Source organism: Kitasatospora sp. NPDC096140, assembly GCF_040303045.1.
In the GTDB taxonomy this organism is placed as follows: Bacteria; Actinomycetota; Actinomycetes; order Streptomycetales; family Streptomycetaceae; genus Kitasatospora.
Genome location: NZ_JBEOUW010000012.1, coordinates 51,684 through 73,737, shown reverse-complemented (window position 1 = coordinate 73,737; position 22,054 = coordinate 51,684). Strand labels below are relative to the sequence as shown.

Sequence of the window (22,054 nt, the reverse complement as noted above, 5' to 3'; positions counted from 1 at the left end):
TCGGGGGGCAGTGGTCTGTACCTCGGGGCCACGTCCGGACATTGTGCAACTGCCCTGAGGAATGGCAGGGGTGCCGGTCTCGGGCGGGGCGGAAGTACGGCAGGATGTGCGCACGATGCGGAACGGACTGGTACAGCTCGGCGCCTGGGCGGCGGCCACCGGGGCGGCGGTGGCGCTGTCCTGGCTCGGCGTGCACGCGGTGCTGACCGGCGCCGCGTTCGAGCAGCCCACGGCGCTGCCGCTGCCCTCCCCGAAGGCCGACGGAACGCCGTACTCCCCCACCGCCGCCCCCGAGCAGCCGCGGCCGACCGAGCAGTCGGCGACCCCGACGCCGACCCAGCCGACGTCCCCGCCCGCCACCGCGACGCACGGCACGACCCCCGCCGCGACCGCCCCGCCGCCCACCCGGCGGCCGACGCCGACGCCCACGCCGACGTCCACGGTCAAGAGCTACCCGATCCCGGGCGGCAAGGTCGCGCTGGACCTGATGCCCGACCGGGCCTCGCTGGTCTCCGCCACCCCGGACCCGGGCTGGCAGATGCAGGTGTGGAACGGCCCGCAGTGGATGCGGATCGACTTCACCAGGGACGCCCAGGCCAACTCGGTCTTCGTCTACTGGAACGGGCACCCGCCGATCGTGGAGACGGCCGTCCGCTGACGAACCGTGCGCCGATCGTCCCCGGGGCCTCCCCGCCCGGCGGCGCTCCGTCAGAACCCGTCGTGCGGCACGTAGCCCGGCAGGTACGGCCCCGCGTACCCGGCCCGGTCGACCAGCGTGTGCCTCGTCCCGCCGGGCACTCCGATGGTGGCCAGCACCACCGTGCCGTACGCGTCCCGTGCCCGGTACGGCTCGGCCAGCGACAGCGCGCCGCGGTCGACCGCGTAGTCGTAGGCGTAGTAGACGTCCGGCACGCTCACCGCGACGTCCAGCACCCCGTCCCCGTACCGCTCCAGGTACGCGGCCAGCTCCCGGCCCCGCGGGCCGATCGCCTGCACCAGCGAGGTCAGCACGATCCGCGTCCCCGGCGCGGCGAGCACGTACGAGGTGGTCTCCGGCTCGCCGGTCTCCGGCCCGGCGTACGCGGTGCACCGCAGCCCGAGCGCGGCGCAGTAGCGACGGGCCGCCCGTTCGGCGTCGCCGACCGCGAAGACCACCGCGTCGGCGCGGCCCGCCGGCAGCGGCCCCGGTTCGCCCGCGTCCGGTGTGACGCCTGCCCGGAGCAGGACGGGTTCGGCGGCGGTGTCGGTCATGACGGCCCTCCCGGTGGGCGTACGGACGACGCTGGGGCCCCGGCGCCGGGGTGGAGGCCCGGGGCAGGGGGTGGTGGCTGGAGGGTGGCGCCGAGCCGACCTGCGCGCAACTGTTCCGTTTCCTCCTGGTCAAGCTGTGCCCCGGGGCGGGAGAATCGGCCGCACAGCTGTACAGAATGCCCACCGGAGGACGGTGCCGCGATGCCCCCCGCCCACTCCCCGAGCCCCCACGACTCGCCCAACACCGCCGCCCCGCAAGGTACTTCGATCGTGGGCAGCACGAACGACACCATCGACGCCCTGGACGGCCGGCTGATCCGACTGCTCGCCGAGGAGCCCCGGATCGGGGTGCTGGAGTGCTCGCGCCGGCTACAGGTCGCCCGGGGCACCGTGCAGGCCCGCCTGGACCGGCTCCAGGCCAAGGGGGTGATCGGCGGCTTCGGCCCGGAGGTGGACCCGGCGGCGATCGGCTACCCGGTGACGGCCTTCGCGACCCTGGAGATCTCCCAGGGCCAGGGCACGGACGTGCGCGCCCACCTGGCGAGCGTGCCGGAGGTGCTGGAGCTGCACACCATCACCGGGATCGGGGACATGATGGTGCGGATCGTGGCCCGGTCCAACGCCGATCTGCAGCGGGTGATCGACCGGGTGGTCGGCTTCGACGGGATCGTCCGCTCGTCCACCGCGATCGTGCTGGAGAACCCGGTGCCGTACCGGATCCTGCCCCTGGTGGACCAGGCCGCCGCCGAGTAGTCGCCGAGGCGGCACGCGCCGACACGCCACGCTCCGAGGCGGCACGCGCCGACACGCCACGCTCCGAGGCGGCACGCGCCGGAGCGTCCCGGACCCGGACCGTCCCGGCCGGATCAGCAGGAGGGGACGCTGCCGCCGCTCTTGAGCGCCTTCAGCGCCGAGACCGACTCGTCGAGCGTGCCGACCGGCACCAGCCGCAGTGACTTCGGCGTGTTCACCTTGGCGTCCGTGCACTCGTCCCTGGGCAGCAGGAACACCGTCGCGCCGTCCCGGGCGGCCGCCTGCGTCTTCAGCGGGACGCCGCCCACCGGGCCGACGGTGCCGTCCTTGTCGATGGTGCCGGTGCCCGCGATGGTGAGCCCGCCGGTGAGGTCGCCGCCCATGCCGTCCCCGGCCAGCTTGTCGACGATGCCCAGCGCCAGCATCTGGCCGGCGCTGGGGCCGCCGATGTCGCCCAGGTCGACCTTGACCTTCACCTGGTCAGGCGACAGGTGGAGGTAGCTCAGCGCGGCCGCGGTCGCGCTGTCCTGCGACTCGGCCATCTGCTGGGCGGTGACCTCCTCGGCCTTGGCCGGGTCGCCCTGCGGGTACACGGTCTCGGTCGGGCGGACCGCCTCCTTCGGGTCGAACCAGGACTGCATCGACCGCAGGAAGGTGTTGCGCTGGTCCGGGTTGGTCGCCGTGATGGTGACCATCCGCAGCTGCCCGTCGGTGGTGCGCAGCGGGGCTCCGGTGATGGTGAGCACCGGCTTGTCCTGGTAGGTGCCCAGGGTGTCCGCGGTCAGGCCCGGCCAGGTGAGGGTGTACGGCAGCGGGACGAAGGCGGCCACGCCGAACAGCGCGGCGACCAGCGCCCCGCACAGCGCGAGCGCGCGGGTCCGCGGGGAGGTGAGGGCCTTGGAGAGCTTGGTGTCGGACACAAGGGGAATCCAAACACACCCGGCGCCCCGCGCGGGCGCTACCTCAGGGCGTCCGCCACCTCGGTCGCCGCCTCCACGACCCGGGGTCCGACCCGCTCGGGCACCATGCCGTTGAGCATCACCACGCCGACGCTGCCCTCGATGCCGCTCAGCCCGAGCAGCGCGGCGGCCGCCCCGCACGCCCCGGACTGCTCCTCCGCACGGGTGATGACGAAGCCCTGTTCGGGACGCCGCTGACTGGGGAAGGCGCGCGCGTCCAGGATCGCCCGGCCGGCCGCGCTCTCGGTGAGCGGGTGGCGCAGGCCGGTCCGGTAGGCGACGTGGAAGTCGGTCCAGCTCGGCTCGACCACGGCGACGGCCAGCGCCTCGTTGCCGTCCACGAGGGTGAGGTGGGCGGTGGCGCCGAGGTCCTCGGCGAGGCTGCGCAGGGCGGGCAGCGCGGCCTCGCGCAGCAGCGGGTGCACCCGGTGCGCGAGCCGCAGCACGCCGAGTCCCACCCGGGCGCGGCCGCCGATGTCCCGGCGGACCAGGCCGTGCTGCTCCAGGGTGGCCAGCAGCCGGTAGACGACGGTGCGGTTGACGGCCAGCCGGGCCGCCAGTTCGGTGACGGTCAGCCCCCGCTCGGAGTCGGCAAGGAGCTTGAGGACCCGGACGCCGCGGTCCAGGGTCTGGGAGGTCTCGGCTGTCACGACGGGCAATCCTTTCCGCGGCGCTCGCGGGGCGGGCGGCGCCGGTCCAAGGTCGGTGTCGCGCGCAGGTGGGGGTGGCCGCGCTCGGGCCGTGCGCGACGTCGTCCTTGACGCCGGGTACGGCCCTGCGGCGCCGTCCCGCGGGGGTTTGCCCGACGGAAGAGCGTGGGGGAAAGGTAGTGAAGGAAATGTCGCGGCGGAAGTGGTTGTCCAAAATTCGGGCGTGATCGACTTCAACAGCGTCGCGAAATCCGGACGAAGCCCCCCAAAGCACCGGGCCGGTCAGCGCACGGGTTCGATCCGGGTCCGATGTCCGGACACCTCGGGCCGCGGGCCCCGCCCGGGGCCGGGCGGGGCCGGGCGGGGCGGGGGAGGCCGGCCCGGGAGGGCCCGTCGGGGTGTTACTTCGCCCACTCCCGGATCCGGGCGATCCGCGCCTTGAGCTGGTTGGCCGTGGCCTGCGCGGTGAGCGGCCCGCCGCACTGGCGGCGCAGCTCGTTGTGGATGGTGCCGTGCGGCTGGCTGGTGCGGTGGTGCCAGGCGGCCACCAGCGCGTTCAGCTCCTTGCGCAGCTCCCGCAGCTCCTGGTGGGTGACGACCGGCCGCTCCTCGGCGGGCAGCTCCAGCAGGTCGGCCTCCTCGGCCGGCTTGGCCTTGGAGCGCTGGATCTGGCGGTGCTGGCGCTTCTGCAGCAGCATCTGGACCTGGTCCGGCTCCAGCAGGCCCGGGATGCCGAGGTAGTCCTCCTCCTCCTCGCTCCCCGGGTGGGCCTGCATGCCGAACTCCATGGCGTTGTACAGCACCCGGTCGAAGACCGCGTCGGAGCCCAGCGCCTCGTAGGAGAACTCCTCGCCGCCCGCGCCGTCCGGCCCGTCGTTGGCCCGTTCGGCCTCGGCGAGCAGCCGGTCCTCCTCGTCGAAGAGGCCGTCGCCCTCCTTCTTCGGCCGGTCCAGCACGTGGTCGCGCTGGACCTCCATCTCGTTGGCGAAGCTCAGCAGCATCGGGATGGTCGGCAGGAACACCGAGGCGGTCTCGCCGCGCTTGCGGGCGCGCACGAAGCGGCCGACGGCCTGGGCGAAGAAGAGCGGGGTGGAGATCGAGGTCGCGTACACCCCGACGGCCAGCCGGGGCACGTCGACGCCTTCGGACACCATGCGGACCGCGACCATCCAGCGGGAGGTCCCGGCGGAGTAGTCGGAGATCCGCTTGGAGGCCTCGGTCTCGTCGGAGAGCACCAGGGTGACCTTCTCGCCGCTGATCTCGCGCAGCATCTTGGCGTAGGAGCGGGCCACGGTCTGGTCGGTGGCGATGACCAGCCCGCCGGCGTCCGGGATGGCCTTGCGGACCTCGGTCAGGCGCCGGTCGGCGGCCTGCAGCACGGCCGGGATCCACTCGCCCTGCGGGGACAGCGCGGTGCGCCAGGCCTGGGCGATCAGGTCCTTGGTCATCGGCTCGCCGAGCCGGGCCTCCAGCTCGTCGCCGGCCTTGGTGCGCCAGCGCATGTTGCCGCTGTAGCTGAGGAAGATCACCGGGCGGACGACGTGGTCGGCGAGCGCGTTGCCGTAGCCGTAGGTGTAGTCGGCCACGGACTTGCGGATGCCGTCGCTGCCCGCCTCGTACTGGACGAACGGGATCGGGTTGGTGTCCGAGCGGAACGGCGTACCGGTCAGCGCCAGTCGGCGGGTGGCCGGCTCGAAGGCCTCGAAGCAGGCCTCGCCCCAGGACTTCGAGTCACCGGCGTGGTGGATCTCGTCCATGATCACGAGGGTCTTGCGGGCCTCGGTCCGGTTGCGGTGCAGCATCGGGTTGACCCCGACGCCCGCGTAGGTGATCGCGATGCCGTGGTACTCCCGGGACAGCGGACCGGAGGAGTACCCCGGGTCCAGCTTGATGCCTATCCGCGCGGCGGCCTCGGCCCACTGCTTCTTCAGGTGCTCGGTCGGCGCGATCACGGTCACCTGCTGCACCAGGTGGTTGTGCAGCAGGTACGAGGCCAGGGTGAGCGCGAAGGTGGTCTTCCCCGCGCCCGGGGTGGCGACCGCGAGGAAGTCGCGTGGCTGCGTCTCGATGTACTTGTCCAGCGCACCCTGCTGCCAGGCCCGCAGCTTGCCCGCGGTGCCCCAGGGGGCGCGGCCGGGGAAGGCCGGGGAGAGGTGGTGCGAACCGGCGGTCGCGGCGTGGCCGGCGGACCGGGCGGGCGCCTGGGTCTCCGAGGCGTCGGAGAACAGCGGCATCGAGGAGGCGGCGGCAGTACTCACGGTCTCCGAGGGGGGATCATCGCAGGTCAGAGGCGGTTTAGCGGCCCCGTCCCGCGGTCGGGCGGCGATCGGACAACCCGCCCAGCCTACCGGCCCGGCGCCGTTCGGGCCTCCAGGCGAGCCCCTTCGGCGGGCCCGCACGGCCGGATTTCGATGTGACGCGGATCACGCCGGATCGCTCGCGGAACCGGGTAATCACGACCGTCGGGACGACTCTCACCGGGGTGAGGCCGCACCGACCACCCCTGCCGAAGCGCGGCCCGCACCCGACCGAAGGGACCGCCCGTGCGCACCGTCGAAGAGACCGTCCAGGCCCGCCTGATCCTCTCCCCCCACCGCTCCGTCCGGCTGCGGGTCGTCCTGTCCTACCTGCCCGAGGACCCGCTGGCCGTCCGGATGACCTTCCCCGCCGAGTTCTCGCTCGACGACGACACGGAGGACGGGGCCGCCGAGGACATCGTCTGGATCTTCGCGCGCCAGCTGCTCTCCTCCGGCATCGAGGTGCCGGCCGGCGTCGGCGACGTCCTCGTCCGGCCGTCTCCCGCCCGGCGCACCACGGTCGAGCTGCGGGCCCCGGAGGGCACCGCGCTGCTCCGGTTCGACACCGCCGACCTGCGCCGCTTCCTGTGGCGCAGCCGGCTGCTCGTCCCCGAGGGCGACGAGCACCTGCACCTGGACGCCGACCGGGCCCTCGCCCAGCTGCTCGGCTGAGCGGCGGCACGGGCGGCACGGGCGGCGCGGCCAGCGCGGCTGGCACGGGCGGCACGGGCGGCAGGGCGGGAGCGGCAGGAACGTGCGGCGGGGCGGACACGGCACGCGCCCCGTCCGCCCCGCCCCGCCCTCAGCCCGACAGCTTGCGCATCAGCCGGACGCCCTGCGCGGCCGTCAGGTGCGGCAGGTACGCCTTGCCGATCGCCCGGGTGATGCCGGGCAGCGCGGCCGGGTCGGGGTAGGCCATGTACATCGGCCGGTACTCCGGCTGGAACTTCGCCTTGAACGCCAGCAGCGAGCGGAAGCCGTACACCGGCTCCAGCACCTTGCCCATCCAGTCCAGCATCCGCTGCAGCCCGGTGGGCTCCTCGTCCTGCCCGGTGCGGGCCAGCGGTGCACCCGACAGCGACAGGAAGCGGGCGCCCTCCTCCTTGAAGCCGAGCGCGGCCGAGGCGATCAGGAACTCGTTGACGCCGCGGAAGCCGTCCGAACGGCGGCGCATGAAGTCCAGCGTCCAGCCGACCGGCACGCCGTCCTCGTACACCGGCATCCAGCTGGTCAGGCCGTGCACGACCCGCTGCTCGTCGACCGCGACCAGCACCCGGACGTCCGGGTCGTCCAGCTCCTCCAGCCCGCCGAGCGTGAAGCCCATCTCCGGCAGGCCCTTCTCGGAGACCCACTCCTCGGAGATCGCCCGGATCTGGTCCCGCAGCGCGAGCGGCGCCTCGGGGTACGCCCACCACTCCGCGCTGATGCCCTGCTTGCCGGCCTTGTTGAGGGCGGTGCGGATGTCCTGCCACTTGCGGCCGGTGAAGGCCAGCTCGGGCAGCGGGACCACGGTGTCCTCGGCGACCTGCACCGAGCGCCAGCCGAGCTGCGCGGCGGCCTCCCTGGTCTGCCCGCAGACGCTGTAGAAGCAGGGCGTCCAGCCGCGCGCGTCGCAGAACCGGGCGAAGCCCGCCACCGCCCGCGCCCGGTCCTCCGGGGCGCCGAACGGGTCGCCGGTGGTCAGCGCGACGGTGCCGATCACCCGGTAGGCGACACCCGCCCGGCCCTGCTCGTCGAACCAGTAGTGGTTGCCGTCCCAGGTGGTGATGAACGACAGCGTCCCGCCGCCGTGCTCGGTGAGCAGCGCCCTGGCCCGGGCGGCCGCCGCCGCGTCGGTGTGCAGCACCGGCCGGCGGAAGGCGGTCAGCAGCGCGACCAGCGCCACCACCCAGAACGCCAGCCCGCAGTAGGTCTCCAGGAAGCGCGCCAGCGGGCCGACCGCGATCGGGTAGTCCGGCGTCAGGTCGTTGTACGCGGGCGGCAGGAACTGCGCCGGCAGCCCGTGCAGCAGCCGGCGGACGTTCGCCCCGGGCTCGAACTGGTCGGCCACCAGCCGCCCGAGGCCGACGTACGCGGCCGAGGAGACCAGCGCGGCGCCGCCGAGCACCAGGGCGAGCCGGCGCACCGCGGGGCCGGACAGCCGCAGCCGGAACCGCTTGCGGGTGGCCAGCAGCAGGCCGGTGGTCAGCAGCGGCAGCAGCATCGCCTCGACGAAGTACTGCACCACGTCCCGGCTGACCGGCCCGGCGTCCAGGTACAGCCAGCCCAGCAGTGCCGTCCAGAGCAGCTCGGTGGCGATGGTGACCAGCCAGGCGAACCGCAGCCCCCGGCGCAGCCCCTCGGCGAGCACCAGCAGCAGGGCCGGGAACAGCGCGGCCATCAGCCGGCCGGGGGTGTCGAAGATCCGGACGACGGCGTGCGCGCGGGCGCAGTCGTGCGCCGACTGCGCGCAGAGGTCGGCGACCTCGTCCGGGCTCAGCCGGTGCGAGAAGTACAGCTCGGAGAAGGTGTTGAACGGGCCGCTGGCGTTGTCGTACAGCGAGGCGATCAGCGGCCCGAAGGCGGCGGCGACCAGGCAGAGCGCGACCAGCACCCGGGTCTCGGAGTGCGAGGAGCGGTGCGAGCGCAGGTACGGGCGGCCGTGGCTGAGCAGCGCGCCCGCGCCGACTCCGACCAGGGCTGCGGCGCACCGCTGGACGCTCTGCAGGTGGCCCACGTACAGCGTCATGACCAGCGGGACGAGCAGCACCAGCAGGTGCAGCCGGCGGCGCCAGAGCACGGTGAGCCGGTACCCGAGCACCCCGGCCAGGGCGAAGAGTCCGACGCCGGGGCCGACCGAGATCTGGTCGGCCACCGAGGCCGTCCACTGCTCGCCGGCCGAGGAGCCGAAGGCGACCAGCCCGACGCCCAGCAGGGTGCCGACGACCTGCCCGCCGACCAGCACCGCGAGGGTGCGCAGCCGGCCGAGCCGGTGCTCGGCAGCCGGGCCGACCAGGAGCAGCAGCAGGCTGCTGAACACGTACGAGCCGATGCCGGAGCACCAGGCCGTCGAGGTGACCGGCGACCACCAGTGGCCCTCGGCGAGCGTGGGCAGGCCGACCCCGGCCCGGTCCAGCAGCCGCTCGGACGGTCCGTGGCGCAGGCTGCCGGTGGCCGCGCCGACCAGCCAGAGCCCGGCCAGCAGGGTGAGCGTCAGCGGCGCCGCGCGCAGCCGGGTGCCGAGCACGCGGGCCGCCCGTCGGACCCGCTGCGGGCGCGGCTCCTGCGTCCGGGCGACCGGCGCCCGGTCCGTGCCCCGCTCGGAGCCGCGCTGCGCGACGACCCGCTCGGACTTCTGATCGTTCTCGCCGACGGCGACGACCGCGGTCCCCGCCCCGCTCACCGGGTCAGACCGGTCTGCTGGGCGAGCCACGGGATCTGCTGGACGATGCCGGGGCGGAAGACGACCCACCCGTGGCCGCCCGGCATCAGTTCGAACTTCGCCTTCATCCCGGCCCCCTGAACCGCGCGGTAGATCTTCTCCATCTGAGGCTTGAACTCGTCGTCGGTCGCGCCGACGAGGAGCGCGACGTTGGTGTCCGTGAACTTCTTGCGGCCCATCACCTGCACCGGATCGACCGCGTCGAACTTCTTGCCGTCCCCGCCGAAGGCGGCCTTGACGGTCTGCTCCCGGGTGCCGAGGGTCGGCTCCTCCTGGCCGGACATGTCCAGGACGGTGCCGTACACGTCGGGCGCGTTGACCCCGAGCTGGAGCGCGCAGGTGCCGCCCATCGAGGCGCCGCCGATCGCCCAGGACTGCCGGCCGGTGGCGGTCTGCAGGTTCTGGTGGATCCAGTAGGGGACGTCCGACGCCAGGTAGGTCTGCGTCTTGGCGATCTTCGAGTCCATGCAGAGCGAGTTGCCCCAGGTCGAGCCGTTGTGGTCGGGCATCACCACGATCGGCGCGAGCCCGCCGTGCTTGGCGGCGAACGCGTCGAGCACCTCGTTGATCTGCCCGGAGAGCACCCAGTCCCCCGGCTGCCCGGGCTGGCCGGTGAGCATGACGACCACGGGCAGCAGCGGCCGCGGGGTGGCCTGGTAGGCGGGCGGGAGGTAGACGTACGCGTCGCGGGCCTTGAAGCCCGACCGCAGGCCGGGGATCGGCACCACGGAGACGGTGCCCTTGTCGGGCAGGTCCGCCGGGGGCTGCCAGACCTCGTCGAGCACCTTGTCCGGCGGGGCGGCCACGGTCTGATCTGCCTTGGGGACGAGCCCGTCGGTCTTGGTCAGCCACGGCGCCAGCATCACGCGCCCGCTGGGGAACTGCCCGAAGCCGATGTTGACCTCGGAGGCGGCCATCAGCAGCACCAGCCCGCTCAGGCCGAGCGCGATGCCGCGCCGGCGCCAGGTGAGCCGGCCGAACCGGTAGCCGACCAGGCAGAAGCCCAGCAGGGCGACGGCTATCCACCAGGTGACGTACTCCGGTGTGCCCTCGGGGAAGGGGTGCCACCAGCCGTCGACGACGGCTTCGAGCAGCAGGCTGAGCGCGGCCGCGGTGAACAGCGCGGCGGGCAGGCGCACCCGCCACCAGGTGCGGCGGCGGCCGACGGCGAGCGCGAACAGCGCGAGCCAGCCGGCTGCGAGGACGGCGTGCGGGATCGGGCCCTCGGTGAGCGGCCAGTCGATCGGGTTCCAGCGGGTGGCGAGCGTGAGCGTGGTCATGCGGCTTTGCCCGGATGGGTGGTGTCGGCCAGGAACCCGTAGGCCACGACGTTGCCGTCGTAACCGTGCTCCTCGCTGTAGGCGCCGCCACAGGTGATCACCCGTAGTTGCGCGTCGGCGGCCTGACGGTAGACCCGATCGTCCGGGAAGTCCTTTCGGTCGTGCACTTCGATGGCGTACAGCTGGTAGACGGCGGTGGCCCCGTCCGCCCGGGCGATCTCGATCCGGTCTCCTCTACGGAGCGCGCCCAGATGATAGAAGACGGCCGGACCCGCCTTGTTGTCGACGTGCCCCGCAAGGATCGCGGTACCGCGCTGACCGGGGCTGGCCCCGCCGCGGTACCAGCCCGCCAGGTTCCGGTCCGCCTCGGGCGGGGCCTGGAGGTGGCCCTCGGCGTCCAGCCCGAGCGCGGTGACCGGGGCGTCCAGGCGGACGGCCGGAATGCGGATCCGGGTGGGCGCCGACGGCCCCAGCGGCGGGACGACGGAGACCGGCGCGATGCCGGCCTGGGCCTGGCCGACGCCCGGGGCGGGCGGCAGCACGGGCGAGCCGCCGTCGTGCAGCAGCCAGGCACCGAGCACCAGCGCGGAACCCGCCGCCAGGGTGCCCGGCCACGGGCTCCTGCTCTGCTGGACGCCCACGGGCGCTCCCCTCTGCCGACGGAATCCCGCTTTCTGGGAGTTTCCTGGGAACAATTCAACCGGATCGGACTGTAAGGCACGTCCATACGACGGTCGTACCGACACCCGCCGATCGGCAGGGCTGCCGGCCGCGTTCCTGCGCCGGGTGCACGTGCGGTCGCGGAGCGCGATGACCGCCCCCCATCGGCGGTCACCGCGGGACCACGTCCCGACACGAGCATCCGACGGTTCTACGGCCGGGATCGGTTGCGGCGTTCGGGCGATCACTTCCGACCGTCCGCTGCGCCTCTTCGACCGAATCCGCCCGCGTGCCATGCTGACGCGGTCACGGGTTCGATCCGCCGGACATCCGATCGGACCCACACTCCCGCACGTTGACGAACGCCCGATGAACGGAGTGATCATGGACGCTCTCTCCCGCCGCACCCTGCTGACGGCCGGCGCCGCCACCGCCGCCACCCTGGCGGCCGGCTGCGGCAGCAACCACGCCGGCGGCGGCGGCGAGCGGGCGACCGGTTCCACCGGCGTGGACACCGAGCAGAGCGCCACCCCCGCCCCGGCCCCGGCCCCGGCCGTGAAGCCGCAGGCCGTCCTGATCGGCGACGGCTCCACCTCCGACACCGGCGCCCAGCCCCACCAGCCCGTCCCCGAGCGGCTGCTCCCCGGGCAGCGCCCACCGCAGTTCGTGGTCTTCTCCTGGGACGGCGCCGGCGAGCTCGACAACGGCCTCTTCGGCCGCTTCCGCCGGCTGGCCCAGGAGCACGACGCGAAGATGACCTTCTTCCTCAGCGGCCTCTACCTGCTGCCCGAGACCAAGAAGGACCTCTACCGCCCGCCGCAGCACAACGTCGGCGCCTCCGACATCGGCTACCTGAGCGACCGGCACATCCACGACACCCTGGAGAACGTGCACGCGGCCTGGCTGGAGGGCCACGAGATCGGCACCCACTTCAACGGCCACTTCTGCGGCGCCACCGGCGTCGGGAGGTGGTCCCCGGAGGAGTGGGACAGCGAGATCCAGCAGGCGATGGACTTCGTGACGAACTGGCGCACCAACACCGGCTTCACCGACCTGCCCGCGCTGCCCTTCGACTACCGCAAGGAGCTGATCGGCAGCCGCACCCCCTGCCTGGAGGGCCAGCGCAACCTGCTGCCCACCGCGGTCAAGCGCGGCTGGCGCTACGACAGCAGCGGCAACGGCACCCAGGTGTGGCCGCAGAAGATCCAGGGCGGCGCGCTGTGGGACCTCCCGCTGCAGTCCATCCCCTTCCCCGGGCACACCTTCCAGGTGCTCTCGATGGACTACAACATCATGTACAACCAGTGCGGCACCAACACCAAGGCCGACCCGGCGCTCCACCCGGGCTTCCAGGCCCAGGCCCGCGACGCCTACCTGATGGGCTTCGACCGCACCTACAACGGCAACCGGGCGCCGTACATCATCGGCAACCACTTCGAGGAGTGGAACGGCGGCATCTACATGAACGCCGTCGAGGACGCCCTCAAGGCCATCGCGGGCAAGCCGGAGGTCCGGCTGGTCTCCTTCCGCCAGCTGGTCGACTGGCTGGACGCCCAGGACCCCGCGGTGCTGCGCAAGCTGCAGACCCTGGCCCCGGGCCACTCCCCGACCGGGGGCTGGGAGGCCTTCCTCGGCACGCCGGCGGCGCCGCCGGTCCCCTCCCCCGACACCGCCGCCACCGCCACCGGTGCCGCCACCGCCACCGCCACCGCAGCCGTCACGACCGGCGCCACCGCCGGCTGACCGTCACGACCGGGTGCGGACCCGGCCGGCGAGCAGCGCTCCCAGCAGCGCCACCCCGGCCATCACCAGCAGGATCACCGCGAAGGCGCCGGGCGAGCCGGCGCCTTCGGCCTGTTCGTGGCCGGCCGCCAGTGCGCCGCCGCCCAGCGCCGCGAACAGCACCCCGGCGAGGCCCGTGAGCAGCACGTTGCCCAGCGCGTCGCTCATCTGCAGCGCGGCCGAGTTGGCGCCGGCGTCCTCCGGGGCGGAGAGCTTCATCATCAGCACGCTGACGCTCGCGATGGCCAGGCCCATCCCGACACCGCCGATCCCCCAGGCCACCGAGGCCACCCAGGCCGGCACCGCCGGGACGAGCACCAGCGCGGCGCCCGCGATCGCCAGCGCGGTCAGCAGGAAGCCGCCCCGGATCATCGCCCCGCGGTAGCGCTCGGCCCCCGGCCGGCCCTGCAGCCAGGAGCCCAGCGCCCAGGAGAGCCCGCCACTGGTCAGGGTGAGCCCGGCCAGCGTCGGCGACAGGCCGCGCTGGGTGGTCATCATCAGCGGGATGAAGGCCTCGGCCGCGAAGAACGCCCCCGCCGCCACCCCGCGCAGCAGGATCACCGTCGGCAGCCCGCGCCCGGCCCGCAGGGTCCGCTTCGGCAGCAGCCCCAGGACGGCCGGCACCAGCAGCGCCGCCCCGGCGATCCCGGGGAGCAGGCCGATCAGGTCGCGGCGCTGGCCCGCGTACTGCAGCAGGCCCGCGCCGAGCGCCGCCATCGCGGCGAGCAGGGTGCGCCGGCGGTCGAAGTCCGCGCCCCTGAGCACCGGGTGGTCCTGCTCGGAGCGGGCCAGCGCCGGGCCCATCACGGCCAGCGGCAGCAGGATCAGCACCGGGACGGCCAGGAACACCCAGCGCCAGCCGAGCTGCTGGGTGACCGCCCCGGCGACCAGCGGGCCCACGATCGAGGGCAGCACCCAGGCCGAGGAGAAGGCCGCGAACACCGACGGCCGCAGCCGCTCCGGATAGGCCCGGCCGACCACCACGTACAGCGCGACGATCACCAGCCCGCCGCCGAGGCCCTGGATCGCCCGCCCGGCCACGAACACCCACATCCCGGGTGCCGTCCCGGCCACCAGCAGGCCGGCGCCGAACACCGCGATGCCGGTGAACAGCGGCTGCAGCGGTCCGCGCCGGTCGCACCACTGGCCGGAGACGACCAGGGCGAACAGCGTGGTGGTGAAGTAGCCGGAGAAGGCGAAGGCGTACAGCCCGAGGCCGTCCAGCTGGCGGGCCGCCGTCGGCATCGCGGTGTTGACGGCCGTCGCCTCGAAGGCGATCACCAGGACCACCGAGACGATCCCCAGCGTCAGTGCGCGGTAGCGACCGCTGAGCACCCCGCCGCCGGGGTCGTCGTCGTGGGGTATCGGTACCGGGTCGACCGAGGTGGGGGAGGCTGTGGTCATACGGAACATCGTAAGAGCCGTCCGCCCCGATGACCCCTGACCGGGGTCGGCGACCGGCTCGGCCGGTGCGACCCCGGCCAGGGGCCACCGGTCAGTGCAGCACCTTGAGGCCCACCACGCCGGAGACGATCAGCAGCAGGCAGCCGATCCGGGCCACGGTCACCGCGTCCCCCAGCGCGGCCATGCCGTAGAGCGCGGTGCCGACCGCACCGATGCCGACCCAGACCGCGTAGCCGGTGCCGATCGGAATGGTGCGCATCGCGTACGCCAGGCCGCCCATGCTGAACAGCAGCGCGACGCCGAAGACGAGGGTGGGAACGAGGCGGGAGAAGCCCTTGGACGATTCCAGGGCGACCGCCCAGACGGTCTCCAGGAGACCCGAGACGATCAGAACGAGCCAGGCCATGACGGCGATGCCTCCGCAGTCCACAGCGGCCGGGTTGCCGCTGAACTGCGCCGTCTTGTCGTCACCGGGTACGACGCGCTCGTCCGGGGTGGCGGGAATTCGCCACCGGCCTTCGACCGTAGCACACATTGCCACACAGAATTTACAAAACTTCGTTGACCCCCTTCCCCCGGATCCGCCACCATGAATTCACTGGCCGTGTGCCCGAGTGGCTCAGGGAACCGTCTGCAAAGCGGTTAACGCGGGTTCGATTCCCGCCACGGCCTCCACGAAAAGGAATTGCCGGTCGACCCGGAAAAGTCGACCGGCAATTCCTTTCCGCATTTCTCCGCTCAGGCGGTGACGGCGTCCTCCGCCCGGATCGGCAGCCGGCCGACCGGCAGGCCGGTGGCCGCGCGGACGGCCGCGGCGACGGCCGCCGGGGCGACCACCGCGGGGGCGGCCCCGACCGCCTTGGCGCCGAACGGGGCGACCACGTCACGCTCCTCCAGCAGCGCGGCGATCCGCACCTCGGGGGTGTCCAGCGCGGTCGGCAGCCGGTAGCCGGTGAGCGAGGGGTTCTGCAGCACACCGCCGGCGGTCTGCAGGTCCTCCAGCAGCGCCAGGCCCACGCCCTGGGCCACGCCCGCCTCGATCCGGTCCTCGATCTGCCGCGGGTTCAGCGCCCGGCCGACGTCCTGGGCCACCGTCATCTCGACCACCCGCACGGCGCCCAGCTCGATGTCCACGTCCACCACCGCGCGCATCGCGCAGAACGAGATGGAGACGAAGGCGTCGCCCTGCCCGGCCTCGTCCAGCGGCTCGGTGGGGTGCGGGCGGCACTGGGCGGTGGCCCAGAGCTCCTTGCCCTCCAGCGCCTCGGCGACCGGCATGCCGAGCACCCCGTCGTAGGAGGTGATCTTGCCGTCGGCGATCTGCAGCAGCTCCGCCGACATCCCGAAGTTGGCCGCGATCGGCTGCAGCAGCTGGTGGCGGACCATCAGCGCGGCCCGCTCGACGGCACCGCCGGAGACCCAGGTGTGCCGACCGCGGGCGGAGGGCCCGGCGATCGACTGGTCGCTGTCGGCCGGCGCGATGTAGACCTCGCTGACCCCCAGCACGGTCTGCACGATCTGCCGGGCCAGCGTGGCGAAGCCCTGCCCGGAGTCGACGGCCGCGCAGATCACCGTGGCGTGGTCGCCGCTGACCCGCACGGTCGCGGTGGACACCTCGTCCTCGCCCTCGGCGCCCAGCATGTGCACCATGCCGACGGCGTAGCCGATGCCGCGCCGCACCGCCGCCGGGTCGCCCGCACCGCCGGGCCCGCCGGGCAGCAGCCACTCGGCGTCCGGGTCGTCCACCGGCAGGGCCGGCAGCGGCTCGTCCGCGACCGCGTCCAGCAGCGCACGCACCGGCGCCGGGCAGGTGACGGCCTGTCCGGTGGGCAGCGGGTCACCGGTGGACATCGCGTTGCGCCGGCGGATCTCCACCGGGTCCACGCCCACCCGGGCGGCCAGCTGGTCCAGCTGCGACTCGTAGGCGAAGCAGGCCTGCAGCGCGCCCTCGCCGCGCATCCGCCCGGCCGGCGGGTTGTTGGTGCGCACCGCCCAGGCGTCCACGAAGACGTTGGGGCAGAGGTACGGTCCGACCGAGAACGCCGTCGCGGCGGCCAGCGCCTCGGCGGAGACGTCCGCGTAGGCGCCGCCGTCCAGCAGGATCTGCGCCTCGACCTTCACCAGCGTGCCCTCGGCGTCGGCGTGGTGGCGGTAGCGCAGCAGCGCGGGGTGGCGCGAGGCGTGGGTGTGGAAGGACTCCTCGCGGGTGAGGGTCATCTTCACCGGGCGGCCGGTGCGCAGCGCCAGCAGCGCCAGGGTGACCTGGAAGGAGAGGTCCTCGCGGTCGGTGGTGGCTCCGGGCACGCCGGTGACCACCAGGCGGACCCGGTCGGGCTCCAGGCCGAGGCAGGCGGCGGTGCGGTCGCGGTCGCCGTGCGGGTCGGTGGAGGACAGGTGCAGCTCGACGCCGCCGTCCGGGCGCGGCACGGCCAGCCCGGCCTCGGCGCCGAGCGGCGCCGGGTCCTGCCGGCCGACCTGGTAGAGGCCCTCGACGACGATCTCGCCGACCGCGTCCGGGTCCCCGGTGCGCAGCGGCAGGTGGCGGAAGAGGTTGCCGTCCGGGTGCAGCGCCGGAGCGGTGAAGGACTGCTCGGGGTCGGTCACGGCCTCCATGGGCTCGTAGTCGACCGCGATCAGACCGACCGCCAGCCGGGCGGTGTCCGGGTGGTCGGCGGCCACCGCGGCGACCGGCTCGCCGTGGTGGCGCACCACGCCGGCGGCCAGCACCGGCCGGTCGGCGACGACCGGGCCGGCCGGGGCGCCGTCGGGGGTGCCGTCCGGGCCGGGCGGCAGGTCGGCGGCGGTGACCACGGCGTGCACGCCGGGCAGCGCCAGCGCGGCCGAGGTGTCGATGCCGCGGATGCGGGCGTGCGGGTGCGGCGAGCGCAGCACCGCGCCCCACAGCAGCCCCTCGGCCCACAGGTCGGCCGCGTACGGGTAGATGCCGAGCGCCTTGGGCAGCGCGTCACTGCGCAGCGGGGAGCTGCCCAGTCCGAACGGCTCCGGTGCGCCGCCCTCGCCGCCGTCCTGCTGGAGTGCTGCGCCGATGTCGGTAGGCGACGTCATGATGCGTGGTCGTCCTCGGGGAGCCGGATGCCGTGGGCGGGGGTGGCGCTGTACGGGACGCCGGCCGGGGCACCGCCCTCGACCGGGGCACCGTGCGGGTGCGGGGCGTACGGGGTGCCGTGCGGCGGCGTGCCGTCGTGGACGGCGCCGGGCAGCGGGGTGCCGTGCGCGGGGGTCGGCTCGTAGACCGGGGCGTCGTAGCCGGTGTCGTAGCCGTTCTGCTGCTGGTGGCCGTCCGGGTAGGGCAGGTAGGTGCCGTGGGCGGGGGTGCCCTGGTACGGCTGCTCGGGGTAGCCCTGCGGCGGGTAGTAGACCTGGTCGTCGGCGGTCGGGGCGGGGACGGCGCCCTGGACCTGGATCGGCACCGTGTCGTAGACGCCGGTGTCGTAGCCGCCCGTGTCGTAGCCGCCCGGCACGTCGCCGTAGGGCATCCCGACCGGGGCGTGGGGCTGCTCGACGGGCGGCGGAGCGACCGGATGGGTCTCGGCGGGGTGGGCCGCGAGGTGCTGCGGCTCGACGTGCTGCTGCTCGGCGTACTGGGGCTCGGCGTACTGGGGCTCGACGTGCTGCTGCTCGGCGGGCGGCTGCGGGACGTGCTCGATCCACGCGTCGGCGTCGGTGTAGACCGGCGGCTCGACGGCGGGCTGGGGTTCGGCGGGCAGCGCGGACAGGGCCTCGGCGGCCGCCTCGGCCGCCGGGTCGGCCGGTGCCCCGGTGGCGGTCTCCCCGGCCTGCGCGGCGGTGGCCTCGGCCTCCTCCTCCGCCTCCTCGGCCTCGACCGCACGGGCCTCCGCGACGGTCTGCACGGCGGCCAGCACGCCCTTGTAGCCGGTGCAGCGGCAGAGGTTGCCGCAGAGCGCCTGCCGGGCCTCGACGTCGGTGGGCCGGTGGTTGCGCTGGAGCAGGTCGTGCACCGCCATCGCCATGCCGGGGGTGCAGTAGCCGCACTGCACGGCGCCGGAGGCGGCCAGCGCCTGCTGGACGTCGCTCGCGCCGCCGCCGGCCGACAGGCCCTCGACGGTGTTGATCTCGCTGTCGGCGGCCAGCGCGGCGGGCACCAGGCAGCCGGCCACCAGCTGGCCGTCCACCTGGACCGAGCAGGCCCCGCACTCGCCCTGCTCGCAGCCGTCCTTGGCGCCGGCCAGGCCGAGCCGCTCGCGCAGCACGTAGAGCAGGCTCTCGCCGATCCAGGCGTCGGTGACGGGCCGTTCGAAACCGTTGACCCGCAGCGTGTAGGAGGCGCACGGGCGCAGCTCGCGGCTGACCTGCGGGGAGAGGCCGAGCGGGTCGGCGTCGAGGGTCTCGATGGGGTCTGTGGTCACTTCAGCGCCCTTCCCAGTGCCCGTCGGGCCAGCACCGCTACGGTACGCCGCAGCCGAACGGCCGCCGCGGTCGGCCCCTCGGTCACGGCTTCCCAGGCCCCCTCGGCGCCGTAGTTGTCGGGGACGCAGGCGGTGGCCACGTACTCGCCGAAGGCGGCGTTCGCGGCCGGGTCGATCTCGCGGCTGCCGTCCCAGTCGATGCAGCCGGCCACCCAGGCCTCGGCCTCCAGCGGGCGCAGCGGCACCGGGGCGACGGCGCCGACGGCGCAGCGCACCGAGCGCCGGGCGGGGTCGAGGACGAGGGCGACGGAGGCGGTGGCGCGGGCCGGGCCGCTGCGGCCGGTGGCCTTGAGGAAGACCTGCGGGGCGTGCAGCAGCGGGACGCGCACCCAGGTGAGCAGTTCGCCGGGGCGGACCGGGTCGAGGCCGGTGAGCAGGTGGCTGACCGGCACCTCGCGGCTGGCGCCGGCCCGGGCGAGGGTGACGGTGGCCTCCAGCGCGGTGAGCACCGGGAGGGTGTCGCCGGCCGGGGCGGCGCTGACGATGTTGCCGCCGAGGGTGCCGACGTTGCGGACCTGCGGCGGGCCGGCGGTGCGGGCGGCGTCGGCGAGGGCGGGGATGAGCGCGGCGAAGTCGGGGCGGTCCATCCGGGCGTGGGTGAGTCCGGCGCCGAGCACGGCGGTGCCGCCGTCCTCGTAGCGCCAGCCGCGCAGTTCGGTGATCCGGCCGAGGCCGACCAGGGCGGCGGGGCGCAGCCGTCCGGCGTTGACGGCCTCCATGAGGTCGGTGGCTCCGGCCACCGGTACCGCGGCCGGGGCGGCGGCCAGCGCGTCGACGGCCTCGTCGAGCGAGGCCGGCAGCATGATCGTCCGGTTCACCTGGGTCCCACCGTGCTCCACTTGCTCATCGATCGCCTGCCGCCCGCGGCCTTGGGCCGTGGTGTCCGCGTCAGCAGCCCGGCCTGGCCCGTAGGGTACGGGCGATCGGGCCGGGTTGGGCAACTCTGGCACACAATGCTCGATGATCATTTCGGGGCCGCTGAACGGGACTGCCCGATTGGGACCGTTACCGGGCGGTATCTGCCCCGGCCCGGATGGGGCCAGGGCAGATGTTCATCTGTTCTTGACGTCCGACGACCACTCAGAAGTTCCCGGCGGGTGGCACCCGTACCCGTCGCCGCCTCCCGTGGACAGCAGTGCGACGCCCCGGCGACGCCCTCGCCTACCGCACCGGCGGCGGGCCCTCGATCGGCCGGCCGGCCACCCCGGGGCGGCGCTGCCAGGGCAGCGGCCCGTCCGCCGGGCGGTACTCGACGCCGAGCGCGTCCAGCGCCTTCAGGTGCGTGGCCAGCCGCCGTTCGAAGCCGGCGAAGTCGCGCTCGGCCGGGCGGACGGGCAGCTCGGACCAGGCGACCTCGGCGAAGGCGACCAACCGGGGGAAGGCCCGGTAGTCGATGTCCCGGGCGCTGTCCGCGAACTCGCTCCACAGGTTGGCCTGGGTGCCGATCACGCGCCGCGCCGCGGCCCCGTCCAGCTGAGGGGGCACCGGCTCGAAGCGGTAGACGTCCTCCAGCGTGCGCACGAATCCGACCGGGATCGGCTCGTCCGGCCCGTCCGCCTGCCGGTGGTCGAAGTAGACGTGCTGCTCGGGGCACATCACCACGTCGTGCCCGGCCTTCGCGGCGGCGATCCCGCCGCCGAAGCCGCGCCAGGAGGAGACGGCCGCGCCCGGGGCGAGCCCGCCCTCCAGGATCTCGTCCCAGCCGATCAGCCGGCGGCCGCGCTCGGCGAGCCAGCGGTCGAAGTGCCGGATGACGTGGCTCTGCAGCTCGTCCTCGTTGGCCAGGCCCAGCTCGCGGATCCGGGCCTGGGCGGCGGCGCTGTCCTTCCACTGCTCCTTGGGGCACTCGTCGCCGCCGAGGTGGACGAACTCGGACGGGAAGAGCTCCAGCACCTCCTCCAGCACCCCCTCGAAGAAGCGCAGGGTCTCCTCGGAGGCGTTGAGCACGTGGTGGCTCACCCCCCAGTCCGTCCAGACGCCGAGCGCGGTGGTGTCCACCACGTCGGTGTTGCCCAGTTCGGGGTAGGCGGCGACGGCGGCCTGGGTGTGGCCGGGCAGGTCGATCTCCGGGACGACGGTCACCCCGCGCGCGGCCGCGTACGCGACGATCTCGCGCAGGTCGTCCTGGGTGTAGTAGCCGCCGTGCGGGCGGTCGTCGCGCCGCTGACCGGAGCGGTAGCCGACCATCGACCGCTCCCGCCAGGCACCCCGCCGGGTCAGCCTCGGGTAGCGCTTGATCTCCACCCGCCAGCCCTGGTCGTCGGTCAGGTGCAGGTGCAGCACGTTGAGCTTGTGCGCGGCCAGCAGGTCGACGAAGCGCAGCACGTCCGCCTTGGGCAGGAAGTGCCGGGCGACGTCGAGCAGAGCGCCGCGCCAGCCGAACCGGGGTGCGTCCTCAATGTCGGCGCCGGGCAGCACCCAGCCCTCGTGGCGCAGCGGCGACCGCCGGTAGGCGTCCGGCCCGAGCAGCTGCCGCAGGGTCTGCGCGGCCCAGAGCGCGCCCGCCGGGCCGCCCGCGGCGAGCAGCGCGTGGCCGGGGCGCACCGTGATCCGGTACGCCTCGGCGGCGAGCGCGTCGTCCCGGACCAGTTCGATGCCCGCGCCCGGCCGGCCGGGGCCCAGGGGCAGCCCGGTGGCGGCGGACAGCGTGCCGCGCAGCCAGCGCTCGGCGTCGGCCAGCGCGGGCGGTGCGGTCAGCGTGGTGGCGGCGTCGAGCGGGAAGTCCTCGTCCGGGCGGCGGACGGCACTCGAAGGTGCGGGAATGAGGTCCATCCCGACATCCTGCCCACGCCCGGAACGATTGGCATAGACCACCGCGCGATCGCGGTGCCATGCAAAACGGCCCTGCGGAACCGCGGACTACTTGTCGTCGCCGTCGCCGCCCTGCGGCTTGCCGATGCCGTCGTAGATCTCCTTGCACATCGGGCAGACCGGGTACTTCTTCGGGTCGCGCCCGGGCACCCACACCTTGCCGCACAGCGCCACCACGGGAGACCCGGAGAGGGCGCTCTCCATGATCTTGTCCTTCTGGACGTAGTGCGCGAAGCGCTCGTGGTCGCCGTCCCCGTTGGACACCTGCGGGACGGGCTCGACCAGGGTGCCGGTGCCGAGGCCGCGCTCGGGCTCAAGAGTGCTCATGAGTGCCAAGT

General features: G+C 74.1%; 17 protein-coding genes, 1 tRNA gene, 1 pseudogene and 1 riboswitch. Of the genes and pseudogenes, 5 read left to right on the top strand and 14 right to left on the bottom strand.

From position 1 onward, the window contains the following. Positions 1 to 115 precede the first annotated feature (115 nt). Positions 116 to 658 (top strand): hypothetical protein, encoded by a 543-nt coding sequence (locus tag ABT048_RS14960; RefSeq protein ID WP_350521787.1) that lies wholly within the window; start codon positions 116 to 118, stop codon positions 656 to 658. Between the two features lie 50 nt (positions 659 to 708). Here the strand turns inward: ABT048_RS14960 and ABT048_RS14955 are convergent, their stop codons facing one another. Then, the gene (locus ABT048_RS14955; RefSeq protein ID WP_350521786.1) at positions 709 to 1,251 is read right to left on the bottom strand and encodes a VOC family protein; all 543 of its coding nucleotides are present in this window, start codon (positions 1,249 to 1,251) and stop codon (positions 709 to 711) included. 270 nt (positions 1,252 to 1,521) lie between these two features. Between ABT048_RS14955 and ABT048_RS14950 the strand changes: the two genes are divergently transcribed. Next, positions 1,522 to 2,004: an Lrp/AsnC family transcriptional regulator gene (locus ABT048_RS14950; protein ID WP_350521785.1), complete on the top strand. Its 483-nt coding sequence runs from the start codon at positions 1,522 to 1,524 to the stop codon at positions 2,002 to 2,004. A gap of 113 nt (positions 2,005 to 2,117) precedes the next feature. Here the strand turns inward: ABT048_RS14950 and ABT048_RS14945 are convergent, their stop codons facing one another. The 3 genes from ABT048_RS14945 to ABT048_RS14935 form a co-directional block, all read right to left on the bottom strand. After that, entirely contained in the window at positions 2,118 to 2,924 is an 807-nt protein-coding gene (locus ABT048_RS14945; protein WP_350521784.1) for a S16 family serine protease, read from the bottom strand. 38 nt (positions 2,925 to 2,962) lie between these two features. Further along, positions 2,963 to 3,613: an IclR family transcriptional regulator gene (locus tag ABT048_RS14940; protein WP_350521783.1), complete on the bottom strand. Its 651-nt coding sequence runs from the start codon at positions 3,611 to 3,613 to the stop codon at positions 2,963 to 2,965. A 401-nt stretch (positions 3,614 to 4,014) separates the two neighbouring features. Beyond that, entirely contained in the window at positions 4,015 to 5,847 is a 1,833-nt protein-coding gene (locus tag ABT048_RS14935) for a DEAD/DEAH box helicase (RefSeq protein ID WP_350521915.1), read from the bottom strand. A gap of 309 nt (positions 5,848 to 6,156) precedes the next feature. Here ABT048_RS14935 and ABT048_RS14930 point away from each other — a divergent pair, with 309 nt between their 5' ends. After that, positions 6,157 to 6,582 carry an SsgA family sporulation/cell division regulator gene (locus tag ABT048_RS14930; RefSeq protein WP_350521782.1) on the top strand — a complete coding sequence of 142 codons (426 nt, stop codon included), beginning with the start codon at positions 6,157 to 6,159 and terminating at the stop codon, positions 6,580 to 6,582. Between the two features lie 130 nt (positions 6,583 to 6,712). Here ABT048_RS14930 and ABT048_RS14925 read toward each other — a convergent pair whose 3' ends face one another. Genes ABT048_RS14925 through ABT048_RS14915 form a run of 3 tightly spaced genes read right to left on the bottom strand, consistent with a single transcriptional unit; the run spans position 6,713 to position 11,252 of the window. Beyond that, the gene (locus ABT048_RS14925) at positions 6,713 to 9,292 is read right to left on the bottom strand and encodes a bifunctional lysylphosphatidylglycerol flippase/synthetase MprF (RefSeq protein WP_350521781.1); all 2,580 of its coding nucleotides are present in this window, start codon (positions 9,290 to 9,292) and stop codon (positions 6,713 to 6,715) included. Further along, entirely contained in the window at positions 9,289 to 10,611 is a 1,323-nt protein-coding gene (locus ABT048_RS14920; protein ID WP_350521780.1) for an alpha/beta hydrolase, read from the bottom strand. Before ABT048_RS14920 ends, ABT048_RS14925 begins: the two co-directional genes overlap by 4 nt. Beyond that, positions 10,608 to 11,252 (bottom strand): class F sortase, encoded by a 645-nt coding sequence (locus tag ABT048_RS14915; RefSeq protein ID WP_350521779.1) that lies wholly within the window; start codon positions 11,250 to 11,252, stop codon positions 10,608 to 10,610. The genes ABT048_RS14920 and ABT048_RS14915 overlap by 4 nt, the downstream gene beginning before the upstream one ends. Positions 11,253 to 11,655: 403 nt before the next feature. On the opposite strand from ABT048_RS14915, the gene ABT048_RS14910 reads away from it, so the two are divergent. Beyond that, a complete protein-coding gene (locus ABT048_RS14910; RefSeq protein WP_350521778.1) occupies positions 11,656 to 13,014 on the top strand; it encodes a polysaccharide deacetylase family protein in 1,359 nt (452 codons plus the stop codon). 3 nt (positions 13,015 to 13,017) lie between these two features. Here ABT048_RS14910 and ABT048_RS14905 read toward each other — a convergent pair whose 3' ends face one another. Continuing rightward, on the bottom strand, positions 13,018 to 14,457 hold the full coding sequence (locus ABT048_RS14905) for an MFS transporter (RefSeq protein ID WP_350521777.1): 1,440 nt from the start codon (positions 14,455 to 14,457) through the stop codon (positions 13,018 to 13,020). Positions 14,458 to 14,548: 91 nt separating this feature from the next. Next, entirely contained in the window at positions 14,549 to 14,863 is a 315-nt protein-coding gene (locus ABT048_RS14900; protein WP_350521776.1) for a DMT family transporter, read from the bottom strand. Between the two features lie 44 nt (positions 14,864 to 14,907). Beyond that, a riboswitch (guanidine-III (ykkC-III) riboswitch) is annotated at positions 14,908 to 14,973 on the bottom strand. 84 nt (positions 14,974 to 15,057) lie between these two features. Here ABT048_RS14900 and ABT048_RS14895 point away from each other — a divergent pair. Beyond that, positions 15,058 to 15,132, top strand: a tRNA-Cys gene (locus tag ABT048_RS14895). Between the two features lie 63 nt (positions 15,133 to 15,195). On the opposite strand, the gene ABT048_RS14890 is transcribed toward ABT048_RS14895, so the two are convergent. The 5 genes and pseudogenes from ABT048_RS14890 to ABT048_RS14870 all read right to left on the bottom strand — a co-directional run bounded on the left by ABT048_RS14890 (position 15,196) and on the right by ABT048_RS14870 (position 22,043). Further along, positions 15,196 to 17,523 (bottom strand): xanthine dehydrogenase family protein molybdopterin-binding subunit, encoded by a 2,328-nt coding sequence (locus tag ABT048_RS14890; RefSeq protein ID WP_350521775.1) that lies wholly within the window; start codon positions 17,521 to 17,523, stop codon positions 15,196 to 15,198. A gap of 695 nt (positions 17,524 to 18,218) precedes the next feature. Beyond that, positions 18,219 to 18,770: pseudogene (locus ABT048_RS14885) on the bottom strand ((2Fe-2S)-binding protein); the annotation flags it as partial. A 71-nt stretch (positions 18,771 to 18,841) separates the two neighbouring features. Beyond that, complete coding sequence (locus ABT048_RS14880) at positions 18,842 to 19,708, bottom strand: FAD binding domain-containing protein (RefSeq protein ID WP_350521914.1); 867 nt, start codon at positions 19,706 to 19,708, stop codon at positions 18,842 to 18,844. 358 nt (positions 19,709 to 20,066) lie between these two features. Further along, positions 20,067 to 21,677: a beta-N-acetylhexosaminidase gene (locus tag ABT048_RS14875; RefSeq protein ID WP_350521774.1), complete on the bottom strand. Its 1,611-nt coding sequence runs from the start codon at positions 21,675 to 21,677 to the stop codon at positions 20,067 to 20,069. Positions 21,678 to 21,764: 87 nt separating this feature from the next. Beyond that, a complete protein-coding gene (locus tag ABT048_RS14870) occupies positions 21,765 to 22,043 on the bottom strand; it encodes a DUF3039 domain-containing protein (protein ID WP_350521773.1) in 279 nt (92 codons plus the stop codon). Positions 22,044 to 22,054: the final 11 nt, after the last annotated feature.

Excerpts from the sequence above, each read along its gene's own strand:
- ABT048_RS14870 (WP_350521773.1), bottom strand. The coding sequence starts at position 22,043 with ATGAGCACTCTTGAGCCCGAGCGCGGCCTCGGCACCGGCACCCTGGTC.
- ABT048_RS14905 (WP_350521777.1), bottom strand. The coding sequence starts at position 14,457 with ATGACCACAGCCTCCCCCACCTCGGTCGACCCGGTACCGATACCCCAC.
- ABT048_RS14935 (WP_350521915.1), bottom strand. The coding sequence starts at position 5,847 with ATGCCGCTGTTCTCCGACGCCTCGGAGACCCAGGCGCCCGCCCGGTCC.
- ABT048_RS14890 (WP_350521775.1), bottom strand. The coding sequence starts at position 17,523 with ATGACGTCGCCTACCGACATCGGCGCAGCACTCCAGCAGGACGGCGGC.
- ABT048_RS14880 (WP_350521914.1), bottom strand. The coding sequence starts at position 19,708 with ATGCTGCCGGCCTCGCTCGACGAGGCCGTCGACGCGCTGGCCGCCGCC.
- ABT048_RS14920 (WP_350521780.1), bottom strand. The coding sequence starts at position 10,611 with ATGACCACGCTCACGCTCGCCACCCGCTGGAACCCGATCGACTGGCCG.
- ABT048_RS14900 (WP_350521776.1), bottom strand. The coding sequence starts at position 14,863 with ATGGCCTGGCTCGTTCTGATCGTCTCGGGTCTCCTGGAGACCGTCTGG.
- ABT048_RS14960 (WP_350521787.1), top strand. The coding sequence starts at position 116 with ATGCGGAACGGACTGGTACAGCTCGGCGCCTGGGCGGCGGCCACCGGG.
- ABT048_RS14910 (WP_350521778.1), top strand. The coding sequence starts at position 11,656 with ATGGACGCTCTCTCCCGCCGCACCCTGCTGACGGCCGGCGCCGCCACC.
- ABT048_RS14955 (WP_350521786.1), bottom strand. The coding sequence starts at position 1,251 with ATGACCGACACCGCCGCCGAACCCGTCCTGCTCCGGGCAGGCGTCACA.
- ABT048_RS14875 (WP_350521774.1), bottom strand. The coding sequence starts at position 21,677 with ATGGACCTCATTCCCGCACCTTCGAGTGCCGTCCGCCGCCCGGACGAG.